A 20,744-nucleotide genomic window follows, 5' to 3' on the forward strand; every position below is an offset into this window, starting at 1 on the left:
ACCTGCGTGCTCGACATCGGCTACGCCCTCTCCAACCGCTTCCCCGACCCGCCGCAGACCGACTACCGCCGCGCGGACGTCCGGGCCCTGCGCCACGACCTGTTCTGCGGGGACGTCTATCTGGCGGACACCAAGACCGATCACGAGGTGTCCACAGCCTGGGGATGGGTGCCGGTGCTCGACTTCGCGTGGGCCCTGTGCGACATCGTGGAACGCATCGACCGGGATCCGGCGGGCTCCAGGGCGTCCCGGCCGCAGCGCGCCGAGCTGGACTTCACCGAGTCGACGGACCGGATGCTCTTCGAGCGCCGCTTCGGGTGGGTGGACATCGAGGCCGACTGGATGCGCGCGGAGGAACCCGCCCTGACCGTCTCCCACGCCGAACTGCGCCGGGAGGCACGGGACTTCCTGCACGACCTGATCGCCGACCTCACCGACCTGCACGACGACCTCGCGGAGAACCCGGCGATCTGGACCCTCCAGGCCCGCTTCCCCCGGGTCTCCTGAGGCGCCGGGCGACCGCGGTGACACCATCACCGGTGATCAGTACCTGACACGGGGAGAGCGGGAGCATGACCACGGGCGCGTGACGTACCACCTGAACCACACGGTGCACCCGCCGGCCGTGGTCGGCGAGGACGGCGCGGGGCCGGGCACGTCCGTCCGGCTCTGCCGCGATCCCGACGCTCCGGCTCCCGACCGGCTCCGCTCGCTCCGGGCCTTCCAGCTGCGCGCCGAGGACGGCACACCGGTCGCCCGCGTGGTCACGCAGCAGCCCCTGGGCACACGGCTGAGCGGGCACCCGGCGGTCTACCACGTCCTGGATCCCCGGGGCGCCCCGCTCGGACGGATCACCTTCCGGCGGCGCCGCGCCTTCCGCTGGGGACGCGAGCGCTGGACCGTGGAGCCTGTCACCGGACCCGTCCTCCAGGGTTACGCGGGCCGTCTCGTGTGGTGGGTCCTGTGGTGGCCCCTGGGACTGCCCCTGCGCCTGCTGTTCCTGCTGTGGGTCCTGATGGCCGAGGCCGACCTCGGTTTCCGCCCGCCCCGGCGCATCATCTGGCGGGACTCCTCCCGCAGCGCCCACCTCGTCTTCCGCGCGGTGGCCGAGGACTACCGGATGCTGCGGCACGAGCTGGATCCACGCCTGGTCAACGCCCTCATCGCGCTGCACCGGTCCTACGAACCGGCGGAGGGGACCGGCCCGCTGGGCTGGTACGAGGCCTGAGCCCTGCCGCGGTGCGGGGCGGCGTGTCTCAGCCCTCCACGCGGATCCCCCACTGCGCCGCCAGCACCGGCGCCAGATCCAGCAGTTGCGCCGGGCTGATCACCGCCCCCGCCAGCCGGTCGAGCCCGCCGCTGATCTCCAGGGACGCGGCGCCCCGCAGGTCGACGTCCGCCAGGGTCGCCGCGTGGAAGTCGGCGCCCTTCACCGCGCAGTCCACGAACTCCACCCGCTCCAGACGGGCCCCGCCGAAATCCGGCTCGACCAGGACGCAGCCCTCGAAGACGACGTCCCTGAGCCGGGCCGTGCGCAGATTCAGATAGTCGATCTTGCCGCCGCGGATCAGCACCCGCTCCAGCACCGCCCCGTGCAGCTGCGGTCCGCCGAGCCGCGCGTCCACCAGCTCCACATCGCGCAGGGTCGCCTCGGCGAGGTCGGTGCCCACGCCCCGGACTCCGGTGAGGACCGAGTCCAGGACACGGGCGTGCCGCAGCCGGGACTCGTCCAGCGCGCAGCCGGTCAGGGCGCAGTCCATGACCCGGGCGCCCGAGCCGTCCTGACCGGAGAGATCCGCCTCCCGGAAATCCAGCCCGTCGTAGTCCCCGTCCGGCTCCAGCGCGGCGCCCTCGTACGGCTCCAGCACCGGCAGCCGCACCTCCGGTCGCCGCGCGCCCTTCACACCCGTACCGCCCGCCGCTCTCCTTGCCATGCCCCCATGCTGCACCCGGCCACTGACAACCGGCCCTGAGCTGCGAGAACACCGGCCGTGTCACATTCCGGCGCCCCGGATCGGTCGTACGTGCAGAAGGTGACCCCGACCCGAGGGAGATTCCCAGCCATGCACCGCATCACCGTCATCGGCGGTGGCTTCGCCGGCCTGACCGCGGCCATCACCGCCGCCGAGGCAGGCGCCAAGGTCACCCTCCATGAGGCCCACCACACCCTCGGCGGCCGGGCGCGCACCGCCGAGGGCCCGTACCGCACGAACGAGGGACCGCACGCCCTCTACAACGGCGGCCCGCACTGGGCCTGGCTCAAGCAGCGCGACCTCATCGGGCCGCTCGCCCCGCTCCCGCCCCTGGAGGCGGCCCGGCTCCGGCTGCGGCACCGGGGCGTGCTGCGCCGCACCCCGCCCTTCCCGATGCTGAAACTGCTGCGCCGGACGGTCCGGCAGGCGCCCGTGGACGCCGACTTCCTGACCTGGGCGACCGGCATCGCGGGCGAGGAGGGTGCCCGGGCCGCCGCCCACTACTCCGCGGTCGCCCTGTTCCACCACGACCCGGGGTCGCTGTCGGCCGCGTTCGTGCAGGAACGGCTGCGCCGCGCCACCAAGCTGCCGCCCGAGGCGCACTACCCGCGCGGCGGGTGGGCCGGCCTCATCGACCGGATGGCCGCCCGTGCCTGGAACCTGGGCGTGCGGATGGAGACCCTGTCCCGCGTCGACACGCTCCCCACCGGCACGCCCGTCGTCGTCGCCACCTCCCTCGACGCCGCCCGCCGCCTGCTCGGCGACGACTCCCTGACCTGGCCGAGCGGCCGCACCGCCCTCGTCGACCTGGCCGTGCGCACCCGGCGCGGGGACCCCTTCGTCATCTCCGACCTGGACGCGCCCGGCTGGCTGGAGCGCTTCACCGCCCAGGACCGCACCCTCGCCCCGGCCGGCGAACAGCTGATCCAGGGACAGCTCCCCCTCGCCCCGCACGAGTTCAAGGCCGACGGCACCGCCCGCGCCGAGCAGCTGCTCGACCTGGGCTTCCCGGGCTGGCGCGAGCGCGTCACCTGGCGGCGCGAGGCGGTGGCGACCGGCCGTACGGGCGCGGTCGATCCGCCCGGCACCAGCTGGCGGGACCGTCCGGCCGTGGACCGGGGCGACGGGGTCTACCTCGCCGGCGACCAGGTCGCGGCCCCCGGTGTGCTGTCGGAGGTCTCCTTCAACAGCGCCCTGACGGCCGTGTCCCTGGCCCTCGGCCGACGGGAGCTTGACCTCAAGCATGCTTGAGGTTGAAAGCTGGTCGCACCGAACGCCCCACCAGAGGAGCTGCCATGTACGCCGTGCGCCTGCACGCCTTCGGCCCGCCCGAGAACCTCACCTACGAGCAGGTCGAGGACCCCCGGCCCGGTCCCGGCCAGGTCCGGATCGCCGTACGCGCGGCGGGCGTCCACCTCCTGGACGCCGCCCTGCGCGAGGGCATGCGGGGCGGACCGGCGGCCGAGCCGACACCGCTGCCCACCGTCCCCGGCCGGGAGGTCGCCGGTGTCGTGGACGCCCTGGGCGAGGGCGTCGCCGGGCTGTGGCTCGGCAAGCAGGTGGTCGCCCACCTCGGCTTCGTCCCCGGCGGCTACGCCGAACTGGCCGTCACCGAGGTCGAGCGCCTGCACGAGATCCCCGGCAACCTGGACTTCGTCGAGGCCGTCGCCATGATCGGCACGGGCCGCACGGCGATGGGCATCCTCCAGTTCGCCGACCTCGGCCCCGACTCCGTGGTGGTCGTGCCGGCCGCCGCCGGAGGCATCGGCACCCTGCTCGTGCAGTACGCCCATCACGCCGGCGCGACCGTCGTCGGCCTCGCGGGCGGGCCGGAGAAGACCGCCCGTGTGCAGGCCGGCGGCGCCGACCTCGCCGTCGACTACAAGGACCCCGCCTGGCCGTCCAAGGTCCGCGCCCACCTCGGCGGCCGGACCGCGACCGTCGTCTTCGACGGCGTCGGCGGCGACGTCGCCCGCGAGGCCGTCGCCCTCCTCGGCCCGGGCGGCAGACACATCGTCTTCGGCTGGTCCGGCGAGGGCATCAAGGACGGCGGCCCCTACCTCGTCGACGGCGTCTCCGAGCAGGTCCTCGGCCCGGTGATGCTGGGGAAGGCCGGCGGACCCGACCCTCTGCGCACCCTCGAACTGCGCGCCCTCACCGAGGCGGCGGCGGGCCGGCTGACCCCGGCCGTACAGCGCTTCCCGCTCTCCGAGGCCGCGGCCGCGCACCGGGCGCTGGAGTCCCGCCGCACGATCGGAAAGGTGGTTCTGGAGCCATGAGGGCGACGACCACGGCTGCACCGTCGGCGTCTGAGGGGCCGTCGACATCTGGCGAGCCGTCGCCGCCTGGTGGGCCGGCGGCGTCTGGTGGGCCGTCGCCGTCTGGTGAGCCGTCGGCGTCATGCGCGGAGGCCTGAGGGTGTGGCGGCCCGGGGCGGGAGCGAAATTCGCATGACCCTCCCCGGCCCGCCCACTACCGTGCCGCGGGTGATCGACATTCCCCGGGAACTGGCGGCATCACAGGAGAAGTTCAACGGCGAGGCGGGCCGCGCCTTCATCGCAGGACTGCCCGAGCGGACGGCCCGCTTCCTCGACCACTGGGCCCTCGAACCCGACGGCCCCCCGATGCACGGCGTCTCCGCCCTGGTCCTCCCGGTCGTCCGGACCGCCGACGGCACCCCGGCGGTCCTCAAGCTCCAGATCCTCGACGAGGAGAGCGAGGGCGAACCGGTCGCGCTGCGCGTCTGGGACGGCGACGGAGCCGTACGCCTCCTCGACCACCACGAGCCCACCGGCACCATGCTGCTGGAGCGCCTCGACGAGACCCGCATGCTGTCCCGGGAGCCGGACCCTCACCGGGCCGTCGTCACCATCGCCGAGCTCCTGGCGCACCTGACGTCCTTCCCGGCCCCGCCCGGCCTGCGCCGCCTCGGCGACATCGCCCGGGCCATGCTCGACAAGACCCCCTGGGCCCTCGGCCGCATCCCCGACCCCGCGGTCCGCCGCCTCGTCGCCGACTGCGCCGCCGCCGTGCGCGAGGTCGTCGGCGAACCGGGCGACCGGCTCCTGCACTGGGACCTCCACGACGAGAACGTCCTCGCCTCGGGCCGCGCCCCCTGGCTCGCGATCGACCCCAAGCCGCTCGCCGGCGACCCCGGCTTCGAGCTGTGGCCCGCCCTCGACAACCGCTACGACCCCGACGACGTCCTCTGGCGCTTCGACGCCATGACCGACATCCTCGCCCTGGACCGCCCCCGCGCCCGCGCCTGGACCCTGGGCCGCCTCCTCCAGAACGCCCTGTGGGACGTCGAGGACGGCCGCCCCCTCGACGACGACCAGCTGGACATCGCCCGCCGTCTGCGCGTCCACGGTCCCTGACGCGCACCACCCCCCCCACGAGCACATGGGGAGGGCGAGGGGCAGCGTGCCGCGGTACCCCCTCGTCGTGCCGCGGCACGCTGCCGGTCCGGTGCCGACCTCAGAAGCAGGGCCTGGAGACGTTGCCCACCTCGTTGCCCTTGAGCAGGCCGCCCCAGATGTAGTTGCCGTCCGACAGGAGCACCCACTTGTCGTGGTGGACGCCGTTGGCGCTGACGAAGCCGCCCACGAGCCAGCACTCGGCGCTCAGGCTCTGGTTCGCCGCGACGGTGTAGGCGATCCGGTAGCCCGTCGCCGGCCCGATCCGTACGTTGCCGTTGATCCAGGTGGTGACCGTCTGGGACTGGACACTCACGGCCTCGGCCCGCTGGGCCGGCGCGGCGACCGCGGGAGCGGCCGTACCGGCCGCGACCAGGACCGCGGCGGCGGCCGCCGCGGTCATGAGCCCGGTCCTCGAACGTGACGTAAGACGCTGCATCGTTGTCTGTCTCCTCCGTTGTCTTCGAGGCGCTGTCCCTGCGGGACGGCGTCCTCGCCGTGCGGTCATGTGTGACGCGTGGTCAGGGGAAGGCCGCCAGGGCCGGTGGGAGGCCCTAGGTCAGGGCACTTCCGGCCCGCCACTGCTCCCACGACAGGTTCCAGTCGCCGTACCCGTTGCCGGGCGCGACGGTCTCCTTGGAACCGACGACCCGTATGACGTCGCCGGGGATCACCTGCTCGTAGAAACGGCGCGCCGTGCCGTCGGTGGCCAGGCCTATGCAGCCGTGGGTGACGTTGCCGCGGCCCGCGTAGGTGTCGGCCTTGGCGTTCTGGTGAAGGTAGGTGCCCGAGGCCGTCAGATGGACCGCGTAGTCGTAGTAGCCCTTGTAGGCGTCGCCATAGCCGACGGTCCGGGAGTCCATCCACACCCTGCGCTGCTTGTCGGACACCACCATCGTGCCGTTCCAGGTGTCCATGCCCGGTGCGCCGGCGGTGACCGGGACACGACGCTCACCGGAGGCGGTCACGACCGTCATCTCATGGCGGCGGACGTCGACCGTGGCGACCAGCGAGCGCCCGACGGTCACATGGCGCGTCAGCCGCGAGCCGACGCGCACGGTGATGTCCGTGCCCGGTCTGTGGAACGCGCGGGGCCGGTAGTCGATCCGCTGCCCCTCCGGCAGGTTCCGGTCCTTCACCCAGCTCCACGCCCCGTCCGCCGCGGGCGCGGTACGAACCTCCAAGGCCCGCTCCACCCGGGCTCGTTCGGCCGGCGGGACCGGCCGGGCGAAGGTCACCGACAGCGGCATGCCCACCCCCACGACCTGCCCGTCCCGGACGTTGAGGCGCGCATCCCTCAGCGCCTCGGGCTCCGGCCGTTCGGGCGCTTTGGCCGTGTCCGGCGACGGGGCCGTGGTGCCCGTCCTCGCGTCCTGCCGGGCCGTGGCGTCCGAGGCGACCGGCCCCGAACAGGCCGTCACGGCCCCCATGACGCAGACGGTGATGACCGCCCAGACGGATGCGGTCCACCCGGCCCGGCCACGCTCTTCCCCCGTGATCACGCGCAACCCTCTCGTTGTGTTTCCATGTACGCCACCTGTACGCACGGCAGGGCAGCCGGGTTGCAGCGGATGCGAACTCTTTTCGCGGGACTTCGGGGCGAGGACCACACGGGGGCGAACGGGCCATGACGGAGGAGGAGTTCGACATCTTCTACGCCTCCGCCTTCCCACGGCTGGTCGGGCAGGTCTACGCCGTGACCGGGGATCTGGCGGAGGCACAGGACGTCGTCCAGGAGGCGTTCGTGCGCGCCTGGGACCGGCGGCGCGAGATGCTGGCCGACGAGGCGCCGGAAGCGTGGGTGCGCACGGTGGCGGTACGGCTCGCGATCAGCCGCTGGCGCCGTGCCCGGCGCTGGCTGGAACTGGTACGCCACAACGCGGTCCCCGAGCATGTCCCCGGGCCGGGTCCGGAGCACGCCGCGCTGGTCCAGGCCCTGCGCCGGCTGCCGCAGGCCCAGCGCACCGCGATCGTCCTGCACCACCTGTGCGACCTGAGCGTGGAGCAGGTAGCCTCCGAGACCGGCGCGGCCGTGGGTACGGTGAAGGCCCGCCTGTCACGCGGCAGGGCCGCGCTCGCCGCGCATCTCGCCCCCGAGCGGACCGGCCTGCGGAACGACAGCGGTGAGAAGGAGGGCGACCGTGTCCGATGACCTCACCGACCTGCTGCACGACGTCGCCGACCGTCATCGGGTCCCCCCGCACGTGCCGGGGCAGGAGATCAGGCGGCTGGCCGACCGCCGTGGACGCCGGCGCCGTGCGGCCTACGCGGGCGGGGCCGCCGCCGTCGCACTGGCCCTCGCCGGGGGCCTCGCCATGGCGTTCACCGCAGACGACGGCATCCGCCCGGCGCCCCCCGCCGCCGCGAGCGCCAGCGCGCCGCTCCAGCCGTCACCGGCCCGGCCGCACCGGGCGAAGGCCACGGCGACGATCGACCTCACGCAGCACGAACTCGCCCTGTCCGGACGCCGGTTGCCCGTGTCCGGCGGCACCGCACAGCACCCCACGCCGACCGGCCGCATGACCGTCGTCGCCAAGTACGCCGAACGGCGCATGACGGCCGGGACCGTCGGGCTGGGCGACGAGTACGACATCGCCCTGCGCTGGGTGGTCGAACTGCGGGCCGCCGACGGCACGACCAACTACCTCGTCGCCCTGTCCTTCAACGAGCAGGCCCCCGGCGAACGCGATGTCACACGGGGCTGGATCGGACTGCGCTCGGCGGACGCGAAGTGGTGCTACGAGCTGCTGCGCCCCGGCGACACCGTCCGCATCAACCGCACGAGCCCACCCCGCGACTGACCGCACCCCCACTCCCCCACCTCACGACGAAACCCCAGGTCGCAAGGGCCGACCTGGGGTTTCAACCGAGCCCCCTGTCGGATTCGAACCGACGACCTACGCATTACAAGTGCGTTGCTCTGGCCAGCTGAGCTAAGGAGGCGGGCGCCGTGTACCGCGTTGCCGCGGGTGAGGGCGGATCCACTGTACACAGAGCCCGTCACGCCGAGCCACGAAGTTCCGTGCGGGCTGCCGTCTACTCCACCTCGTAGGCGAACCGATACTCCACAGCCGTCTCGCCGTGCCGTGCCATGAAGGCGCCCTCTCCCCGGATGCCGGTCAGACCGCCGCTGCCCGAGCCCGGCACCACCTCGAAGGTGCAGTGCACGGTCCCGTCCTCGCCGAAGAACCCCCGCTCCTCGACCGCGAAGCTCCCCTCGCGGCCGTCGACGCGGCCGGTGAGCAGTTCCATGCCGGTGAAGGAGCCGGTCTTCGCGGTGACGTAGACGATCGTGTACTCGCAGGTGGTCGCGGCCGCCTCGATGCCGCCGGTGAAGGTGTTCCGGACGGAGGCGTGGGCCAGGCGCGGGTTCGCGTCCTCGCCGGGGCCGATCACGCGCTCCTGCCAGTCGGCGTAGGTGAAGTGACCGGTGGTGGTGGTGCGGGTGGTGCGGGTGGTGCCGGGCATGGATGGTCCTCTCGGTCGGCCTGATGGCGCGACCAGCCTGGACGCCGTACCTGACATCTCCTGTCAGGTACGGCGGGATGCGCCGTGACAATGGCTCCATGCGCGCCGACCGGCTCCTCTCGCTGCTCCTGCTGCTCCAGAACCGCGGGCGGATGACCGCCCCCGAGCTCGCCGCCGAGCTGGAGGTGTCGGTGCGGACGGTCTACCGGGACGTCGAGGCGCTGGGCGCGGCCGGTGTGCCGGTGTGCGCCGACCGGGGGCCCGAGGGCGGCTACCGGCTGATGGACGGGTACCGGACGCGGCTGACCGGCCTGACCGACGCCGAGGCCGGTTCGCTGTTCCTCGCCGGGATGCCCGGGCCCGCGCGGGACCTGGGGCTCGGGGCGGTGCTGGCCAGCGCCCAGCTCAAGGTGCAGGCGGCGTTGCCGGCGGAGCTCGCCGGGCAGGCGCGGCGGGTGCAGGAGCGGTTCCATTTGGACGCGCCGGCCTGGTTCCGGGAGGCCGACCCGGTGCCCTGTCTGGAGGCGGTGGCGGCGGCCGTGTGGGAGCGGCGGGCGCTGCGGCTGCACTACCGGCGCTGGCGCGGCGAGGTGCAGCGGGAGGTGCGGCCGCTGGGGCTCGTCCTCAAGGGCGGCATCTGGTACCTGGTCGCCCTGGCGGAGGAGGCCGTACGCACCTACCGGGTGTCCCGCGTGCTGGCCGTGGAGGAGACCGGGGAGGTCTTCGAACGGCCGGCGGGCTTCGACCTGGCCGCCTACTGGGCCGAGTCCTCCCGGCGTCTGGAGGCGGCCCTGCACCAGGACACCGCACGGCTGCGGATCTCCCCTCGCGCCCGGCGGCTGCTCCCCATGCAGTTCGGTGCGGCGGGCGCCCGGGCGCTGGAGGGAGCGGGACCGCCCGACGGGGACGGCTGGGTCGAGGTGGAACTGCCCGTGGAGTCGGAGGCGGTGGCGGTGGGCGACCTGCTGCGGCTCGGCCCGGAGGCGGAGGTGCTCGGCCCTCCCGGGCTTCGGCAGGCCGTCGCCCGGGCCGTCGCGGCACTGGCGGACCGGTACGGGCGGGCGTGCTCCCCCTGACCGACCGGACCCGAGGTGGCGCAGGCGCGCTCTCACTGACGACCGGACCCGAGCTGCCGCTTCGAAAATTTCCGCGAAGTTCACAGGCCCGGAACTACTGACAGACGTGTGAACGCCAGGTACCGTCCTGAGCCAGTTCACGCGCGTGGACTACACCACAACGGAACACCGTCGTGGCACCACCTTCCTACTCGGATCGTCCGGCACGTTCCTGCCGGTAGAAGGGGTTCATTCACCATGGCCACTGTGCAGTTCGACAAGGCGACCCGGATCTACCCGGGTTCCACCAAGCCCGCCGTCGACGCGCTGGAGATCGACATCGAGGACGGCGAGTTCCTCGTCCTCGTCGGCCCCTCCGGCTGCGGCAAGTCCACCTCGCTCCGCATGCTCGCGGGGCTCGAGGACGTCAACGCGGGCGCGATCCGCATCGGCGACCGCGACGTCACGCACCTGCCGCCCAAGGACCGGGACATCGCCATGGTGTTCCAGAACTACGCGCTCTACCCGCACATGACCGTCGCCGACAACATGGGCTTCGCGCTCAAGATCGCCGGCGTCAACAAGGCGGAGATCCGGCAGAAGGTCGAGGAGGCCGCGAAGATCCTCGACCTCACCGAGTACCTGGACCGCAAGCCGAAGGCCCTCTCCGGCGGTCAGCGCCAGCGTGTCGCCATGGGCCGCGCCATCGTGCGTGAGCCCCAGGTGTTCCTCATGGACGAGCCGCTGTCCAACCTGGACGCCAAGCTGCGTGTGTCCACGCGTACGCAGATCGCCTCGCTCCAGCGCCGTCTGGGCATCACCACCGTCTACGTCACCCACGACCAGGTCGAGGCCATGACGATGGGCGACCGTGTGGCGGTCCTCAAGGACGGTCTGCTCCAGCAGATCGACACCCCGCGCAACATGTACGACAGGCCCGCCAACCTCTTCGTGGCCGGCTTCATCGGCTCCCCGGCGATGAACCTCGTCGAGGTGCCGATCACCGACGGCGGCGTGAAGTTCGGCAAGTCGGTCGTGCCGGTGCAGCGCGACGCGATCGCCGCCGCCACCGACAAGACCGTCACCGTGGGCGTGCGCCCCGAGCACTTCGAGGTGGCCGGCGCGGACGCCGAGCTGGGCCTCCCGGTCACCGTCAACGTCGTGGAGGAGCTCGGCGCCGACGCGTACGTCTACGGCACCGCCAAGGTCGGCGACGAGTCCAAGGACCTCGTCGTCCGCGTCAGCGGCCGTGACGTCCCGGAGAAGGGCAGCCAGCTGCACGTCGTGCCCCGCTCCGGCGAGACCCACGTGTTCTCGACGTCGACCGGCGCGCGACTGTCCGACTGATCAACTCGCGCACCCACAACCCCGGGTGATTCACCCAGGTTGACGAACAGGGCCCCGCAGCGTGCTGCGGGGCCCTCGCCGTTGTCGACAAATACCCCGGCAGACCGGACGTTTCGAGCAGTGTGCGTCAACGCGTTACCCGGAAAGTGGCACTCTCTCATCCCCCGAACCGGTGACTAAATGTCTACAAACCACTACCGGGCGCTACCCTCACACGCGTGAAGCACTCCATGAACCAACAGACGCGACGCGGCCGGGGCCCCGCCCGCCGGATCGGCCGCACCCTCGCTTTCGTCCTGCCCGTCGTCCTGGTGCTCTCCGGGACCCTCGCGGTCACCCGAGTCAACTGGTCGGGGAACTCCACCGACCCGGTGCTCACCGCCGCGGACACCTCCGTGGGCACGCCACGGGCCGCCAAGCGCGCCCCCCAGGACATCCTGCGCGACAAGCTGCTGACCGAACTGCAGGAGGAGGACCCGGGCGTCGCCCTCACCCACCTCCAGCAGGCGGTCAACGGCCGCCCGTCGCTGGCGAAGCACTGCGCGTCCATCGCCCGCGCCCTCGGCCAGGCCGCCGTCCGGGTCTACGGCCCGACCCGCGCCCAGTCCTACGCGCGCCCGGTGTGCGACACCGCCTTCGCCACCGGCGTCGCCGCCGCGCACAACTGAGCACACCGCCCTGCCACCGGGTGGGAGGTCCTTCACGGCTGACGGAAACCGTCGTCGGCCGCTGTCCCGGGCGGGACGCCCCGTACAGTTCGTGTCCATGAGCGATCCGAGCGCCGCGTCCCGCCCCGTTCAAGCCGTCGTTCTGGCCGGTGGCCAGGGCTCCCGGCTGCGTCCGTACACCGACGACCGGCCCAAGCCGATGGTCGAGATTCCCGGGACGGGGACGCCGATCATCGGCCATCAGCTGTCCTGGCTCGCCGACGAGGGCGTGACGGACGTCGTGGTCTCCTGCGGCCATCTCGCCGAGGTGCTGCAGAAGTGGCTGGAGACGGCCGAGCTGCCGGTCTCCGTCACGACGGTCGTCGAGCCGGAGCCGCTCGGGCGCGGCGGCGGCCTCAAGTACGCGGCGGCGCACCTTCCGCACCCCGACCAGCCCTGGTACGCGACGAACGGGGACATCTGGACGCGGTTCTCGCTGCGGGACATGGCCGATTTCCACGCCGAGCGGGACGCCCTCGCGACGCTGGCGCTGGCGCGGCCCCGGCTGCCGTGGGGCGCGGTGCGGACCGACGGGTTCGGGCGCATCACCGACTTCATCGAGGCGCCGCCGTCGACGTTCGAGATCAACGCCGGCGTGTACGTCTTCTCCCCCGAGTTCGCCGGGCTGTTGCCGCACCGGGGGGACCACGAGCGGACGACGTTCCCGCATCTGGCCCGTGAGCGGCGGCTGGCCGGGTTCACGATCCCGCAGGGGTCGTACTGGCGGGCCATCGACACGGCGAAGGACCTGACCGAGGCCGCGAAGGAGCTGGCGGCGCTGGGACGCTGAGAGCTCCGCCGGTCGCGCCGGTGGTGAAGGGCCTGACAGCCGTCAAAGAACTGGCGGCGTTCGCGGCGCTGAGCGCTCGGCCGGTCGCTTCCCGTCGGCGACTGACCGCTCGTCGTGACGTCTCGCGCAGTTCCCCGCGCCCCCTATGGCCTTCGTCCCCCTCCGCATGCACAAGGCCCCGCACCTTCCCGGAGCGGGGCCTTGTGTCGTGCCGGCCGGCCGTCAGCCCAGCAGGCCGCCCACGAGTCCCGGACGGCCCGTGGAGGAGGAGCCACCGCCGCCCGTGCCGCCGGTCGAGCCCGTGCCGCCCGTCGCCGTGCCGCCGCCGGAGGTGGGGCCGGTCGTGGTGCTCGGGGCCTGGTCGACCGGGGAGGACTGCTGGGGCGGGGCCTGGCCCGCGGTGCCCTGGGTCTGGCTCGGGGAGCCGCCGGTGACGGTGCCGGTGTCGCGGGTGGCACCGGGCCGGGTCGTGGTGCCCGCAGTGGGGCTCGCGGAGCCGGCCGTGGCGCTCTGGGTGGGCGAGGAGGAGGCCGACGGGGTCCGCTTCTCCTTCCGCTTGCCGGGCTCGCCCGGGAGCGGGGAGCCGGGCAGTTCGTTGCGCGGGGCCTCGCCGGGGCCCGGGACGACGACCCGGTCGGCGTCCCGGACGGCACCGCCGAGCAGCGAGCCGACGAGCAGGGTGACTCCGGTGACGATGGCGGTGACGAGGGCGCCGCGGCGCAGCACGTAACGCCGCAGGTCCCAGATGTCCGCGCGGGGGCCGAGACGGCGCCAGGCACTGCCGGCCAGCCGCCCGTCGACGGAGTACACGGGGGCGCCGGCGATGATCAGCGGGGACCAGGCGGCGAGGTAGATGATGTCGGGCGTCTCGTAGGCGGGGACGCTCTTCCAGCTGACCGTGACCAGCAGCGCGGCCGACAGCAGCGCGCCCAGGCAGGCTGCGACGCGCTGCCAGCAGCCCAGGACGGTCAGGACGCCGACGATGACCTGCGCGAAGGCGATGACCAGACCGGCACCGACCGGGTGCTCCAGGGCGAACTGGCGCAGTGGTTCGGCGACTTCCCACGGATGCAGGGTGTTGAGCCACTTGACCATGGAGCCGCGCTTGCCGCCTTCGAAGTAGACGGGGTCGCACAGCTTGCCCATGCCGGCGTAGATGGAGATGAAGCCGAGGAAGACGCGCAGCGGAAGCAGGACGACACCGAGGTTCATCCGGCGGCCCGGGTAGTAGGCGTGCCGTGCGGGGTCGTCGCCGTGCCGCTTCGCCCGGCGCCCGGTGCCGTCCACGTCGAGGTCGGAGTCCCCGAACTCGGCGTCCGCGTCGCCCTGTTCGTCGTAGGCGCTGCCGACGGTGCGCATGGGCGGCAGCAGCCGGGTGCCGTCGGCGGGCTCATGCGTGCGCTGGGGGCCGACGACCGGGGTCTCGACGGTCTGGGCGAGGCCGTCCTCGTAGCCGTCGCCCTCGTAGCCGGCGCCGCCGTAGCCCGCGCCCTGGTATCCGGGGGTGTCGTAGCCCGGTCCCACGCGGGAGATGACCTGGGTGGCTCCGGTGTCGGAGACGGACTCCTCGGCGTGGCGGACGCTCTCGTGCCGCACGGCCTGGAGGAGGCGGTGCGCACCGGTGTCGTCCGGCGCCGATCTGCCGCTCCAGACGACGGGCCGGCGACGGGCGGTGGCCCCGCCCGCCTCGCCCCCGACGAGGGGGACGCGGGCGGTGTCCTCGGTGGCGGTCAGATGCCGTGCGACCCGGGGGGACTGGACGCGACGCGTCGAGACGCCCAACTGCACGCGGAAACTCGCGTGATTGACGATGACCTGCGCCGGGTCGCTCGGCACCTTCACCATGCTCAGCGCGGGAGCGTCGTCGAGTCCCGACGAGCGGTCCCCCGTGGGTGTGCGGGGTGTTCTGGTGTCCACACTCATCTAACCGAGTGACGTCGCGTTAGGACACTGCTTTGACCCGCCGGATCTGTCCGGACCCCGTCAAGCTTGTCCTCGTCGCACCACTGACACCGAAATTACCCCGTACGGGTGAAGTTCCGGACGCCTGTTCAGCGACGGCGACGGGCCGCCTCGTACAGCACGATCCCGGCCGCCACACCGGCGTTGAGCGACTCGGCGCCGCCCGGCATCGGGATCCGCACCCGGTGGTCACAGGTCTCCCCGACCAGCCGGGACAGGCCCTTGCCCTCGCTGCCGACGACGATGACGACGGGGCCGTCGAGCGCCGCCAGCTCACCGACTTCCGACTCGCCGTCGGCGGCCAGGCCGACGATCGTGATGCCGGCCTTCTTGTACGCCTCCAGGGCCCGGGTGAGGTTGGTGGCGCGGGCGACCGGGGTGCGGGCCGCCGTACCGGCGGACGTCTTCCAGGCACCGGCCGACATGCCGGCCGCACGCCGCTCGGGGACGACGACGCCGTGCCCGCCGAAGGCGGAGACGGAGCGGACGACCGCGCCCAGGTTGCGCGGGTCGGTGACCCCGTCGAGGGCGACGATCAGCGGGTCCACACCCTCGTCGTAGGCGGCGGACGCCAGGTCCTCGGGGTGCGCGTACTCGTACGGCGGGACTTGGAGGACCAGGCCCTGGTGGTTGAGGCCGTTGGTCATCCGGTCCAGCTCCGGGCGCGGCGCCTCCATGAGGTTGATGCCGCCGCGCTCGGCGGCCACCTGGAGGGCCTCGCGCACCCGCTCGTCGTTGTCGATGAACTGCTGGACGTACAGGGTGGACGCCGGGACGCCCTCGCGCAGCGCCTCCAGGACCGGGTTGCGTCCGACGACCAGCTCGGACGTGCCCTTGCCGCCACGGCCGCGCACGGTGGGCCGGCGTACGGCCTGCTTCGCCTTGGCGTTGGCGACGCGGTTCTTCTTGTGCCCCTTGCGCATCTCGGCGGGCGGGGTCGGGCCCTTGCCTTCCAGGCCCCGGCGCCGCTGGCCGCCACTGCCGACCTGCGCGCCCTTCTTGCCGGACATGCGGCGGTTGTTCGCGGCCATTGAGCTACTCGTCTCCGTGAAGTGATTCGTCCGTACGTCTGTGCACGGCTCTTACGTCTGCAGTGTGCCGCCCGGAGGCCCGGGCGGCACAGTCGATCAGCCGTGGCGCTGGTCTCAGCGCGGGCCGAGGCTCCAGCGCGGGCCCTGCGGGCCGTCCTCGATGACCAGGCCGGACTGGCTCAGCTGGTCGCGGATGGCGTCCGCGGTGGGCCAGTCCTTGCGGGCCCGGGCGGCCTCGCGCTGGTCGAGGACCATGCGCACGAGCGTGTCGACCACGCCGTGCAGGTCCTCGCCACGGTCGCCCTCCCCGGCCCACTGGGAATCCAGCGGGTCGAGGCCGAGCACGCCGAGCATCGCGCGGACCTCGGCGAGCCGGGCCACGGCCGCTTCCTTGTCGTCGGCGGCGAGCGCGCTGTTGCCCTGCCGGACGGTGGTGTGCACCACGGCGAGCGCCTGCGGCACGCCCAGGTCGTCGTCCATGGCCTCAGCGAAGGCGAGCGGCACCTCGGCGGCGGGCTCGACCGGGCCGGCCTTCTCCACCACGCGCTGCACGAAGCCCTCGATCCGCGCGAACGCCGACTCGGCCTCGCGCAGTGCCTCCTCGCTGTACTCGATCATCGACCGGTAGTGCGGGGTGCCGAGGTAGTAGCGCAGCACGATGGGGCGCCAGCGCTTGACCATCTCGCTGACCAGGACCGAGTTGCCGAGCGACTTGGACATCTTCTCGCCGCTCATGGTGACCCAGGCGTTGTGCACCCAGTACCGGGCGAAGGTGTCACCGTAGGCCTTGGCCTGGGCGATCTCGTTCTCGTGGTGCGGGAAGACCAGGTCCAGGCCGCCGCCGTGGATGTCGAAGGCGGACCCGAGGTACTTGTGCGCCATGGCCGAGCACTCCAGGTGCCAGCCGGGCCGGCCGCGTCCCCACGGCGTCTCCCAGTCGGGCTCGCCGGGCTTGGTGGCCTTCCACATGGCGAAGTCGCGCGGGTCGCGCTTGCCGGTGATGCCCTCCTCGGCGGGCTGGCGCATCTCGTCGAGGTCCTGCCGGGACAGCTCCAGGTAGGAGGGCCAGGAGCGGACGTCGAAGTAGACGCTGCCGTCGGCCTCGTAGGCGTGCCCGCGCTCGATGAGGCCGCGCATCATCTCGATCATCTCGGTGATGTGGCCGGTGGCCCGCGGCTCGTAGGTGGGCGGCAGGCAACCGAGCACGGCGTAACCGTCGTTGAACGCGCGCTCGTTCTCGTAGCCGATGGCCCACCAGGGGCGGTTCAGGTCGGCCGACTTGGCGATGATCTTGTCGTCGATGTCGGTCACGTTCCGCACGAACGTGACCTCGTAGCCGCGGTACTCGAACCAGCGGCGCATGATGTCGAAGTTCAGCCCGGAGCGGATGTGCCCGATGTGCGGCGCGGCCTGCACGGTGGCACCGCACAGGTAGATCGAGACACAACCCGGCTGGAGCGGGGAGAAGTCACGGATCTGCCGGGCGCTGGTGTCGTACAGGCGAATAGTCACCACTCCAGGGTAGTGGGCCCGCGGGTGTGCCTCAGGACCTTCCCCGCGGGGCGCACGGATTCGTGACATCGGCCGTCGGCGCGGCCCGGTCCCTCGCCCTCAGCCGACGCGCACGACCAGCGCGGTGGCCACCGCCATCAGCCCTTCCTCGCGGCCGGGGAAACCGAGCCCGTCCGTCGTCGCGCCCGAGACCGACACGGGGGCCCCGGCCGCCTCCGACAGGAGCTTCTGGGCCTCGTCCCGGCGCTTGCCGATCTTCGGGCGGGGGCCCACCACCTGGACGGCGATGTTGCCGATCCGGAAGCCGGCCTCGCGCACGATGCGGGCGGCCTCCGTCAGGAGCGTGACCCCGGAGGCGCCCGACCACTCGGGGCGCCCGGTGCCGAAGTGCTGTCCGAGGTCGCCGAGGCCGGCGGCGGAGAAGAGGGCGTTGCAGGCGGCGTGGGCGACGACGTCCGCGTCGGAGTGGCCGGCCAGGCCGGGGCCCTCACCCTCCCACTTCAGGCCGGCGCACCACAGCTCGCGGCCGTCCTCGAAGGCGTGGATGTCGGTGCCGATGCCGACCTGGGGCAGAACGGGCAGGTCAGAAGCCATCGTTGAGCCTCCTGCGGGCCAGGACCGCCTCGGCGAGGACCAGGTCGAGGGGGCGGGTGACCTTGAAGGCCTCCTCGTGACCGGGGACGGCCACGACCGTGAGGCCGAGCCGCTCGACCATCCCCGCGTCGTCGGTGACCTCGCCGGTCACCGTCTCGTGCGCCCGGACCAGGGTGTCCCGGTCGAAGCCCTGCGGGGTCTGCACCGCCCGCAGCAGTGCGCGCTCCGGCGTGGCGACGACCGGCTCCGGCTCGCCGGGCACGGCGGCGGGCTCGACCTGCTTGACGGTGTCGGCGAGCGGCAGCGCCGGGACCACGGCCGGGGCGCCGTCACGCACGGCCTCGATCACGGCGTCGACGGTGTCCACCGGGACCAGCGGCCGGGCCGCGTCGTGCACCAGCACGATGTCGTGGCCGGGCGGCAGCGCGTCGAGGCCGAGCTTCACGGACTCCTGGCGGGTCTGCCCGCCGGGCACGACCAGGAAGTCCGTCCGCTCGGGCAGGGCGTGCGCGTCGAGCAGCGACTTGACCTCGGCCGCGCCCTCGGGCGGGGCGACGACGACGACCAGGGAGACGGCGCGGGAGGCGGCCATCGCGCGGACCGCGTGGATCAGCATGGGGGTGCCGCTCAGCGCGCGGAGCGCCTTGGGGGCACCCGGACCGAGCCGTACCCCCCGTCCGGCGGCCGGGATCACGGCCGCCGTACGGGCCGCGGAGGAGGCGGCGGACGGCGAGGGACGCGAATCGTCAGACATCGGTTCCTGTCAGGTTTGTGTGCTGGCCTGGCGTGGGTATGGCCTGGAGGAGTGCCGGGCGCGACGCGCTCGACCGGACCCTTCCGTGACGCTGGTCGAGCCGGTGCCCGGGCCCGGCACAGCAAGCACCGGGGCGTGAGTGATAACACATCCCGGGGTGGCGGCGCATCGGCGCCGGAGTACGAACATGCCGCAGCGCCCGGCGACAGGAATTCGTCATCGGGCACCGCGGCATTTCGATGGTCAGGCGCGCGCCTGATCTGCTGAGCGCTGAGCGACCGGCTTCGCCTCAGGAGGCGAGAACCTCGTCGAGCAGAGCCTCGGCCTTGTCCTCGTTGGTGTTCTCCGCGAGGGCGAGCTCGCTCACCAGAATCTGGCGGGCCTTGGCGAGCATGCGCTTCTCACCGGCGGAGAGTCCGCGCTCGCGCTCACGACGCCACAGGTCACGCACGACTTCCGCGACCTTGATGACATCGCCCGAAGCGAGCTTCTCCAGGTTTGCCTTGTAACGACGGGACCAGTTCGTGGGCTCCTCGGCGTACGGTGCGCGCAGCACCTCGAAGACCCGGTCCAGCCCGTCCTGACCGACCACATCACGCACGCCGACGAACTCCGCATTGTCCGCTGGCACACGTACCGTCAGGTCACCCTGGGCGACCTTCAGCACCAAGTAGGTCTTGTCCACGCCTTTGATCTGGCGAGTTTCGATGGCCTCGATCAGCGCGGCCCCGTGATGGGGATAGACCACGGTGTCGCCAACCTTGAACGTCATGTGACAGGTACCCCTTCCGTGGCTATCCAGGGTAACACGGAAATCGCGGGTTCTGAATGGCGTTTTCGCAGGTCAGGGCGTATCTCGGGGCTTGACAACTCCGACAGGAACGTGCTTCGGACAGGGAGTGGAAGAAGGTATTCGCAGGTGGGAGCGGCTGTCCGGGGTGAGCGAAACGCGTACGTTACACGCATCCGGAGCGCCCTCCAGATGGCCGAACATCCCGATATGTCCGGTTCCGTGTGCTCGACTTCCGCTACTCCGTTCGGATGCCCGAGCCGGGTTCCGGTCGAATCCGGAATTGATCACCGGCCACGCGGAGGAGCCGTGCGTGATCAATTCCGAGGTGGCCGCACATTCCTTCACGGAAGATTTGCGGGACCGGCCTCGACTCTTATGTGAATGCCGGACGAGCACCGCGCCAATGTGACGCAGGAGTCTGTGCGACTCAGCTGGGATCACCGGTGCCGGGGGGTCGGGTGCGGCCGGACCAGGGCGGCTCGGTAACCTAAGGGCCGCTGACAGACACTTAGGGCGGCTTTATCGGCCGCTCCGCTCGAGTCAAGGAGTTGCCTCCGCCGTGAGCAGCAGCCTTCGACGCGGTGCCCTCGCCGCCGCCGTCACCGCGTTCTCGATCGCCTCGCTCGCCGCGTGCGGCGCCGGCAACAACGCCCAGACCCTGGAGATCAAGCCGGACAACGCGGCGACGAGCGTCGGCGACATCAAGGTCCAGAACGCGATCGTGATCACGCAGCCCGATCTCGAATCGACCGGCCCGGCCGCGATCTCCGCGACCTTCTTCAACTCCGGTTCCAGCGCCGAGACGCTGGAGTCCATCACCCTGCCCGGCACCGGCAAGACCGCCGAGCTCAAGCCGGCCAAGGGCGGCAGCCTCAGCATCCCGCCCGGCGGCTCGCTGGTCGTCGGCGGCAAGGACAACGCCACGGCGATGCTGCCGAGCAGCCGTGAGGCGGTGCAGGACGGCAACGCCCAGAAGGTCACCTTCACCTTCAGCAAGACCGGCGCCGTGAGCCTGAGCGCGTTCGTCGTGCCCGCCGAGCACTACTTCAAGGAGTGGGGCCCCACCGAGGTCCCGGCCGCTCCGGGCACCTCCGCGTCCCCGTCCGCCTCCGCGTCCGGTTCGCCGGCCGAGGGCGAGTCGGAGAGCCCCGCCGCCGGTGCGAAGCCGGGCGGTCACGAGGCGTCCGGCACGCCGACCGACGCGGCGTCGGCGAGCGCGAGCGCCGGCCACTGAGCCGTAGCGGGCGCTGAGCCGTAGCGGGCGCTGAGCCGTAGCGGGCGCTGAGCAACGCGCAGGGTCCTGCGCAGTGCGCGGGCCCTGAACAGCACAGAACGAAGGGCG

Annotated in this window: 22 protein-coding genes and 1 tRNA gene; 12 read left to right on the forward strand and 11 right to left on the reverse strand. The window is 72.5% G+C overall.

Annotated elements, in window-relative coordinates:
• The first annotated feature begins 6 nt into the window (after positions 1 to 6).
• Entirely contained in the window at positions 7 to 507 is a 501-nt protein-coding gene (locus AB0I06_RS18510; protein ID WP_363119875.1) for a hypothetical protein, read from the forward strand.
• 79 nt (positions 508 to 586) lie between these two features.
• Positions 587 to 1,228 (forward strand): hypothetical protein, encoded by a 642-nt coding sequence (locus AB0I06_RS18515; protein WP_363119876.1) that lies wholly within the window; start codon positions 587 to 589, stop codon positions 1,226 to 1,228.
• A 28-nt stretch (positions 1,229 to 1,256) separates the two neighbouring features.
• Here AB0I06_RS18515 and AB0I06_RS18520 read toward each other — a convergent pair whose 3' ends face one another.
• Positions 1,257 to 1,934 (reverse strand): pentapeptide repeat-containing protein, encoded by a 678-nt coding sequence (locus tag AB0I06_RS18520; RefSeq protein ID WP_363119877.1) that lies wholly within the window; start codon positions 1,932 to 1,934, stop codon positions 1,257 to 1,259.
• Between the two features lie 129 nt (positions 1,935 to 2,063).
• Between AB0I06_RS18520 and AB0I06_RS18525 the strand changes: the two genes are divergently transcribed.
• The 3 genes from AB0I06_RS18525 (at position 2,064) to AB0I06_RS18535 (ending at position 5,350) form a co-directional block, all read left to right on the forward strand.
• Positions 2,064 to 3,224 (forward strand): NAD(P)-binding protein, encoded by a 1,161-nt coding sequence (locus AB0I06_RS18525; protein WP_363119878.1) that lies wholly within the window; start codon positions 2,064 to 2,066, stop codon positions 3,222 to 3,224.
• A gap of 44 nt (positions 3,225 to 3,268) precedes the next feature.
• Complete coding sequence (locus AB0I06_RS18530) at positions 3,269 to 4,252, forward strand: zinc-binding dehydrogenase (protein WP_363119879.1); 984 nt, start codon at positions 3,269 to 3,271, stop codon at positions 4,250 to 4,252.
• 198 nt (positions 4,253 to 4,450) lie between these two features.
• Positions 4,451 to 5,350 carry an aminoglycoside phosphotransferase family protein gene (locus tag AB0I06_RS18535; protein ID WP_363120000.1) on the forward strand — a complete coding sequence of 300 codons (900 nt, stop codon included), beginning with the start codon at positions 4,451 to 4,453 and terminating at the stop codon, positions 5,348 to 5,350.
• A 100-nt stretch (positions 5,351 to 5,450) separates the two neighbouring features.
• On the opposite strand, the gene AB0I06_RS18540 is transcribed toward AB0I06_RS18535, so the two are convergent.
• Entirely contained in the window at positions 5,451 to 5,792 is a 342-nt protein-coding gene (locus AB0I06_RS18540; protein WP_363119880.1) for an SH3 domain-containing protein, read from the reverse strand.
• Between the two features lie 151 nt (positions 5,793 to 5,943).
• A complete protein-coding gene (locus AB0I06_RS18545; RefSeq protein WP_363119881.1) occupies positions 5,944 to 6,819 on the reverse strand; it encodes a L,D-transpeptidase in 876 nt (291 codons plus the stop codon).
• Between the two features lie 197 nt (positions 6,820 to 7,016).
• Here AB0I06_RS18545 and AB0I06_RS18550 point away from each other — a divergent pair, with 197 nt between their 5' ends.
• Both AB0I06_RS18550 and AB0I06_RS18555 read left to right on the forward strand, forming a co-directional pair.
• The gene (locus AB0I06_RS18550) at positions 7,017 to 7,541 is read left to right on the forward strand and encodes a SigE family RNA polymerase sigma factor (RefSeq protein ID WP_363119882.1); all 525 of its coding nucleotides are present in this window, start codon (positions 7,017 to 7,019) and stop codon (positions 7,539 to 7,541) included.
• Complete coding sequence (locus AB0I06_RS18555) at positions 7,531 to 8,190, forward strand: L,D-transpeptidase (protein WP_363119883.1); 660 nt, start codon at positions 7,531 to 7,533, stop codon at positions 8,188 to 8,190. The genes AB0I06_RS18550 and AB0I06_RS18555 overlap by 11 nt, the downstream gene beginning before the upstream one ends.
• A gap of 68 nt (positions 8,191 to 8,258) precedes the next feature.
• Here AB0I06_RS18555 and AB0I06_RS18560 read toward each other — a convergent pair.
• Together AB0I06_RS18560 and AB0I06_RS18565 are read right to left on the reverse strand one after the other, a co-directional pair.
• Positions 8,259 to 8,332 (reverse strand) — tRNA-Thr (locus AB0I06_RS18560).
• A 93-nt stretch (positions 8,333 to 8,425) separates the two neighbouring features.
• Positions 8,426 to 8,857, reverse strand: coding sequence for a DUF3224 domain-containing protein (locus AB0I06_RS18565; protein ID WP_363119884.1), 432 nt, complete (start codon positions 8,855 to 8,857; stop codon positions 8,426 to 8,428).
• Between the two features lie 98 nt (positions 8,858 to 8,955).
• Here AB0I06_RS18565 and AB0I06_RS18570 point away from each other — a divergent pair, with 98 nt between their 5' ends.
• The 4 genes from AB0I06_RS18570 (at position 8,956) to AB0I06_RS18585 (ending at position 12,756) form a co-directional block, all read left to right on the forward strand.
• On the forward strand, positions 8,956 to 9,933 hold the full coding sequence (locus AB0I06_RS18570; RefSeq protein WP_363119885.1) for a YafY family protein: 978 nt from the start codon (positions 8,956 to 8,958) through the stop codon (positions 9,931 to 9,933).
• Positions 9,934 to 10,170: 237 nt separating this feature from the next.
• Positions 10,171 to 11,259: a sn-glycerol-3-phosphate ABC transporter ATP-binding protein UgpC gene (gene ugpC, locus AB0I06_RS18575; protein ID WP_363119886.1), complete on the forward strand. Its 1,089-nt coding sequence runs from the start codon at positions 10,171 to 10,173 to the stop codon at positions 11,257 to 11,259.
• Positions 11,260 to 11,477: 218 nt separating this feature from the next.
• Positions 11,478 to 11,927 (forward strand): hypothetical protein, encoded by a 450-nt coding sequence (locus tag AB0I06_RS18580; protein WP_363119887.1) that lies wholly within the window; start codon positions 11,478 to 11,480, stop codon positions 11,925 to 11,927.
• Positions 11,928 to 12,024: 97 nt separating this feature from the next.
• Positions 12,025 to 12,756 carry a nucleotidyltransferase family protein gene (locus tag AB0I06_RS18585; protein ID WP_351626508.1) on the forward strand — a complete coding sequence of 244 codons (732 nt, stop codon included), beginning with the start codon at positions 12,025 to 12,027 and terminating at the stop codon, positions 12,754 to 12,756.
• 222 nt (positions 12,757 to 12,978) lie between these two features.
• Here AB0I06_RS18585 and AB0I06_RS18590 read toward each other — a convergent pair whose 3' ends face one another.
• From AB0I06_RS18590 to AB0I06_RS18615, 6 genes are all read right to left on the reverse strand, one after another.
• Positions 12,979 to 14,679, reverse strand: coding sequence for a DoxX family membrane protein (locus AB0I06_RS18590; protein WP_363119888.1), 1,701 nt, complete (start codon positions 14,677 to 14,679; stop codon positions 12,979 to 12,981).
• A 128-nt stretch (positions 14,680 to 14,807) separates the two neighbouring features.
• Positions 14,808 to 15,749 (reverse strand): 23S rRNA (guanosine(2251)-2'-O)-methyltransferase RlmB, encoded by a 942-nt coding sequence (gene rlmB, locus AB0I06_RS18595; protein WP_363119889.1) that lies wholly within the window; start codon positions 15,747 to 15,749, stop codon positions 14,808 to 14,810.
• A 114-nt stretch (positions 15,750 to 15,863) separates the two neighbouring features.
• Positions 15,864 to 17,261 carry a cysteine--tRNA ligase gene (cysS, locus tag AB0I06_RS18600; RefSeq protein WP_363119890.1) on the reverse strand — a complete coding sequence of 466 codons (1,398 nt, stop codon included), beginning with the start codon at positions 17,259 to 17,261 and terminating at the stop codon, positions 15,864 to 15,866.
• Between the two features lie 99 nt (positions 17,262 to 17,360).
• Complete coding sequence (gene ispF / locus AB0I06_RS18605) at positions 17,361 to 17,855, reverse strand: 2-C-methyl-D-erythritol 2,4-cyclodiphosphate synthase (RefSeq protein WP_363119891.1); 495 nt, start codon at positions 17,853 to 17,855, stop codon at positions 17,361 to 17,363.
• Positions 17,845 to 18,609: a 2-C-methyl-D-erythritol 4-phosphate cytidylyltransferase gene (gene ispD / locus AB0I06_RS18610; protein ID WP_363119892.1), complete on the reverse strand. Its 765-nt coding sequence runs from the start codon at positions 18,607 to 18,609 to the stop codon at positions 17,845 to 17,847. Before ispD ends, ispF begins: the two co-directional genes overlap by 11 nt.
• 289 nt (positions 18,610 to 18,898) lie before the next feature.
• Entirely contained in the window at positions 18,899 to 19,381 is a 483-nt protein-coding gene (locus tag AB0I06_RS18615) for a CarD family transcriptional regulator (protein ID WP_003953493.1), read from the reverse strand.
• A 580-nt stretch (positions 19,382 to 19,961) separates the two neighbouring features.
• Here AB0I06_RS18615 and AB0I06_RS18620 point away from each other — a divergent pair.
• The gene (locus tag AB0I06_RS18620) at positions 19,962 to 20,636 is read left to right on the forward strand and encodes a DUF461 domain-containing protein (protein WP_363119893.1); all 675 of its coding nucleotides are present in this window, start codon (positions 19,962 to 19,964) and stop codon (positions 20,634 to 20,636) included.
• Positions 20,637 to 20,744 lie beyond the last annotated feature (108 nt).

This window comes from Streptomyces sp. NPDC050674 (assembly GCF_040654575.1).
Lineage (GTDB): Bacteria > Actinomycetota > Actinomycetes > Streptomycetales > Streptomycetaceae > Streptomyces.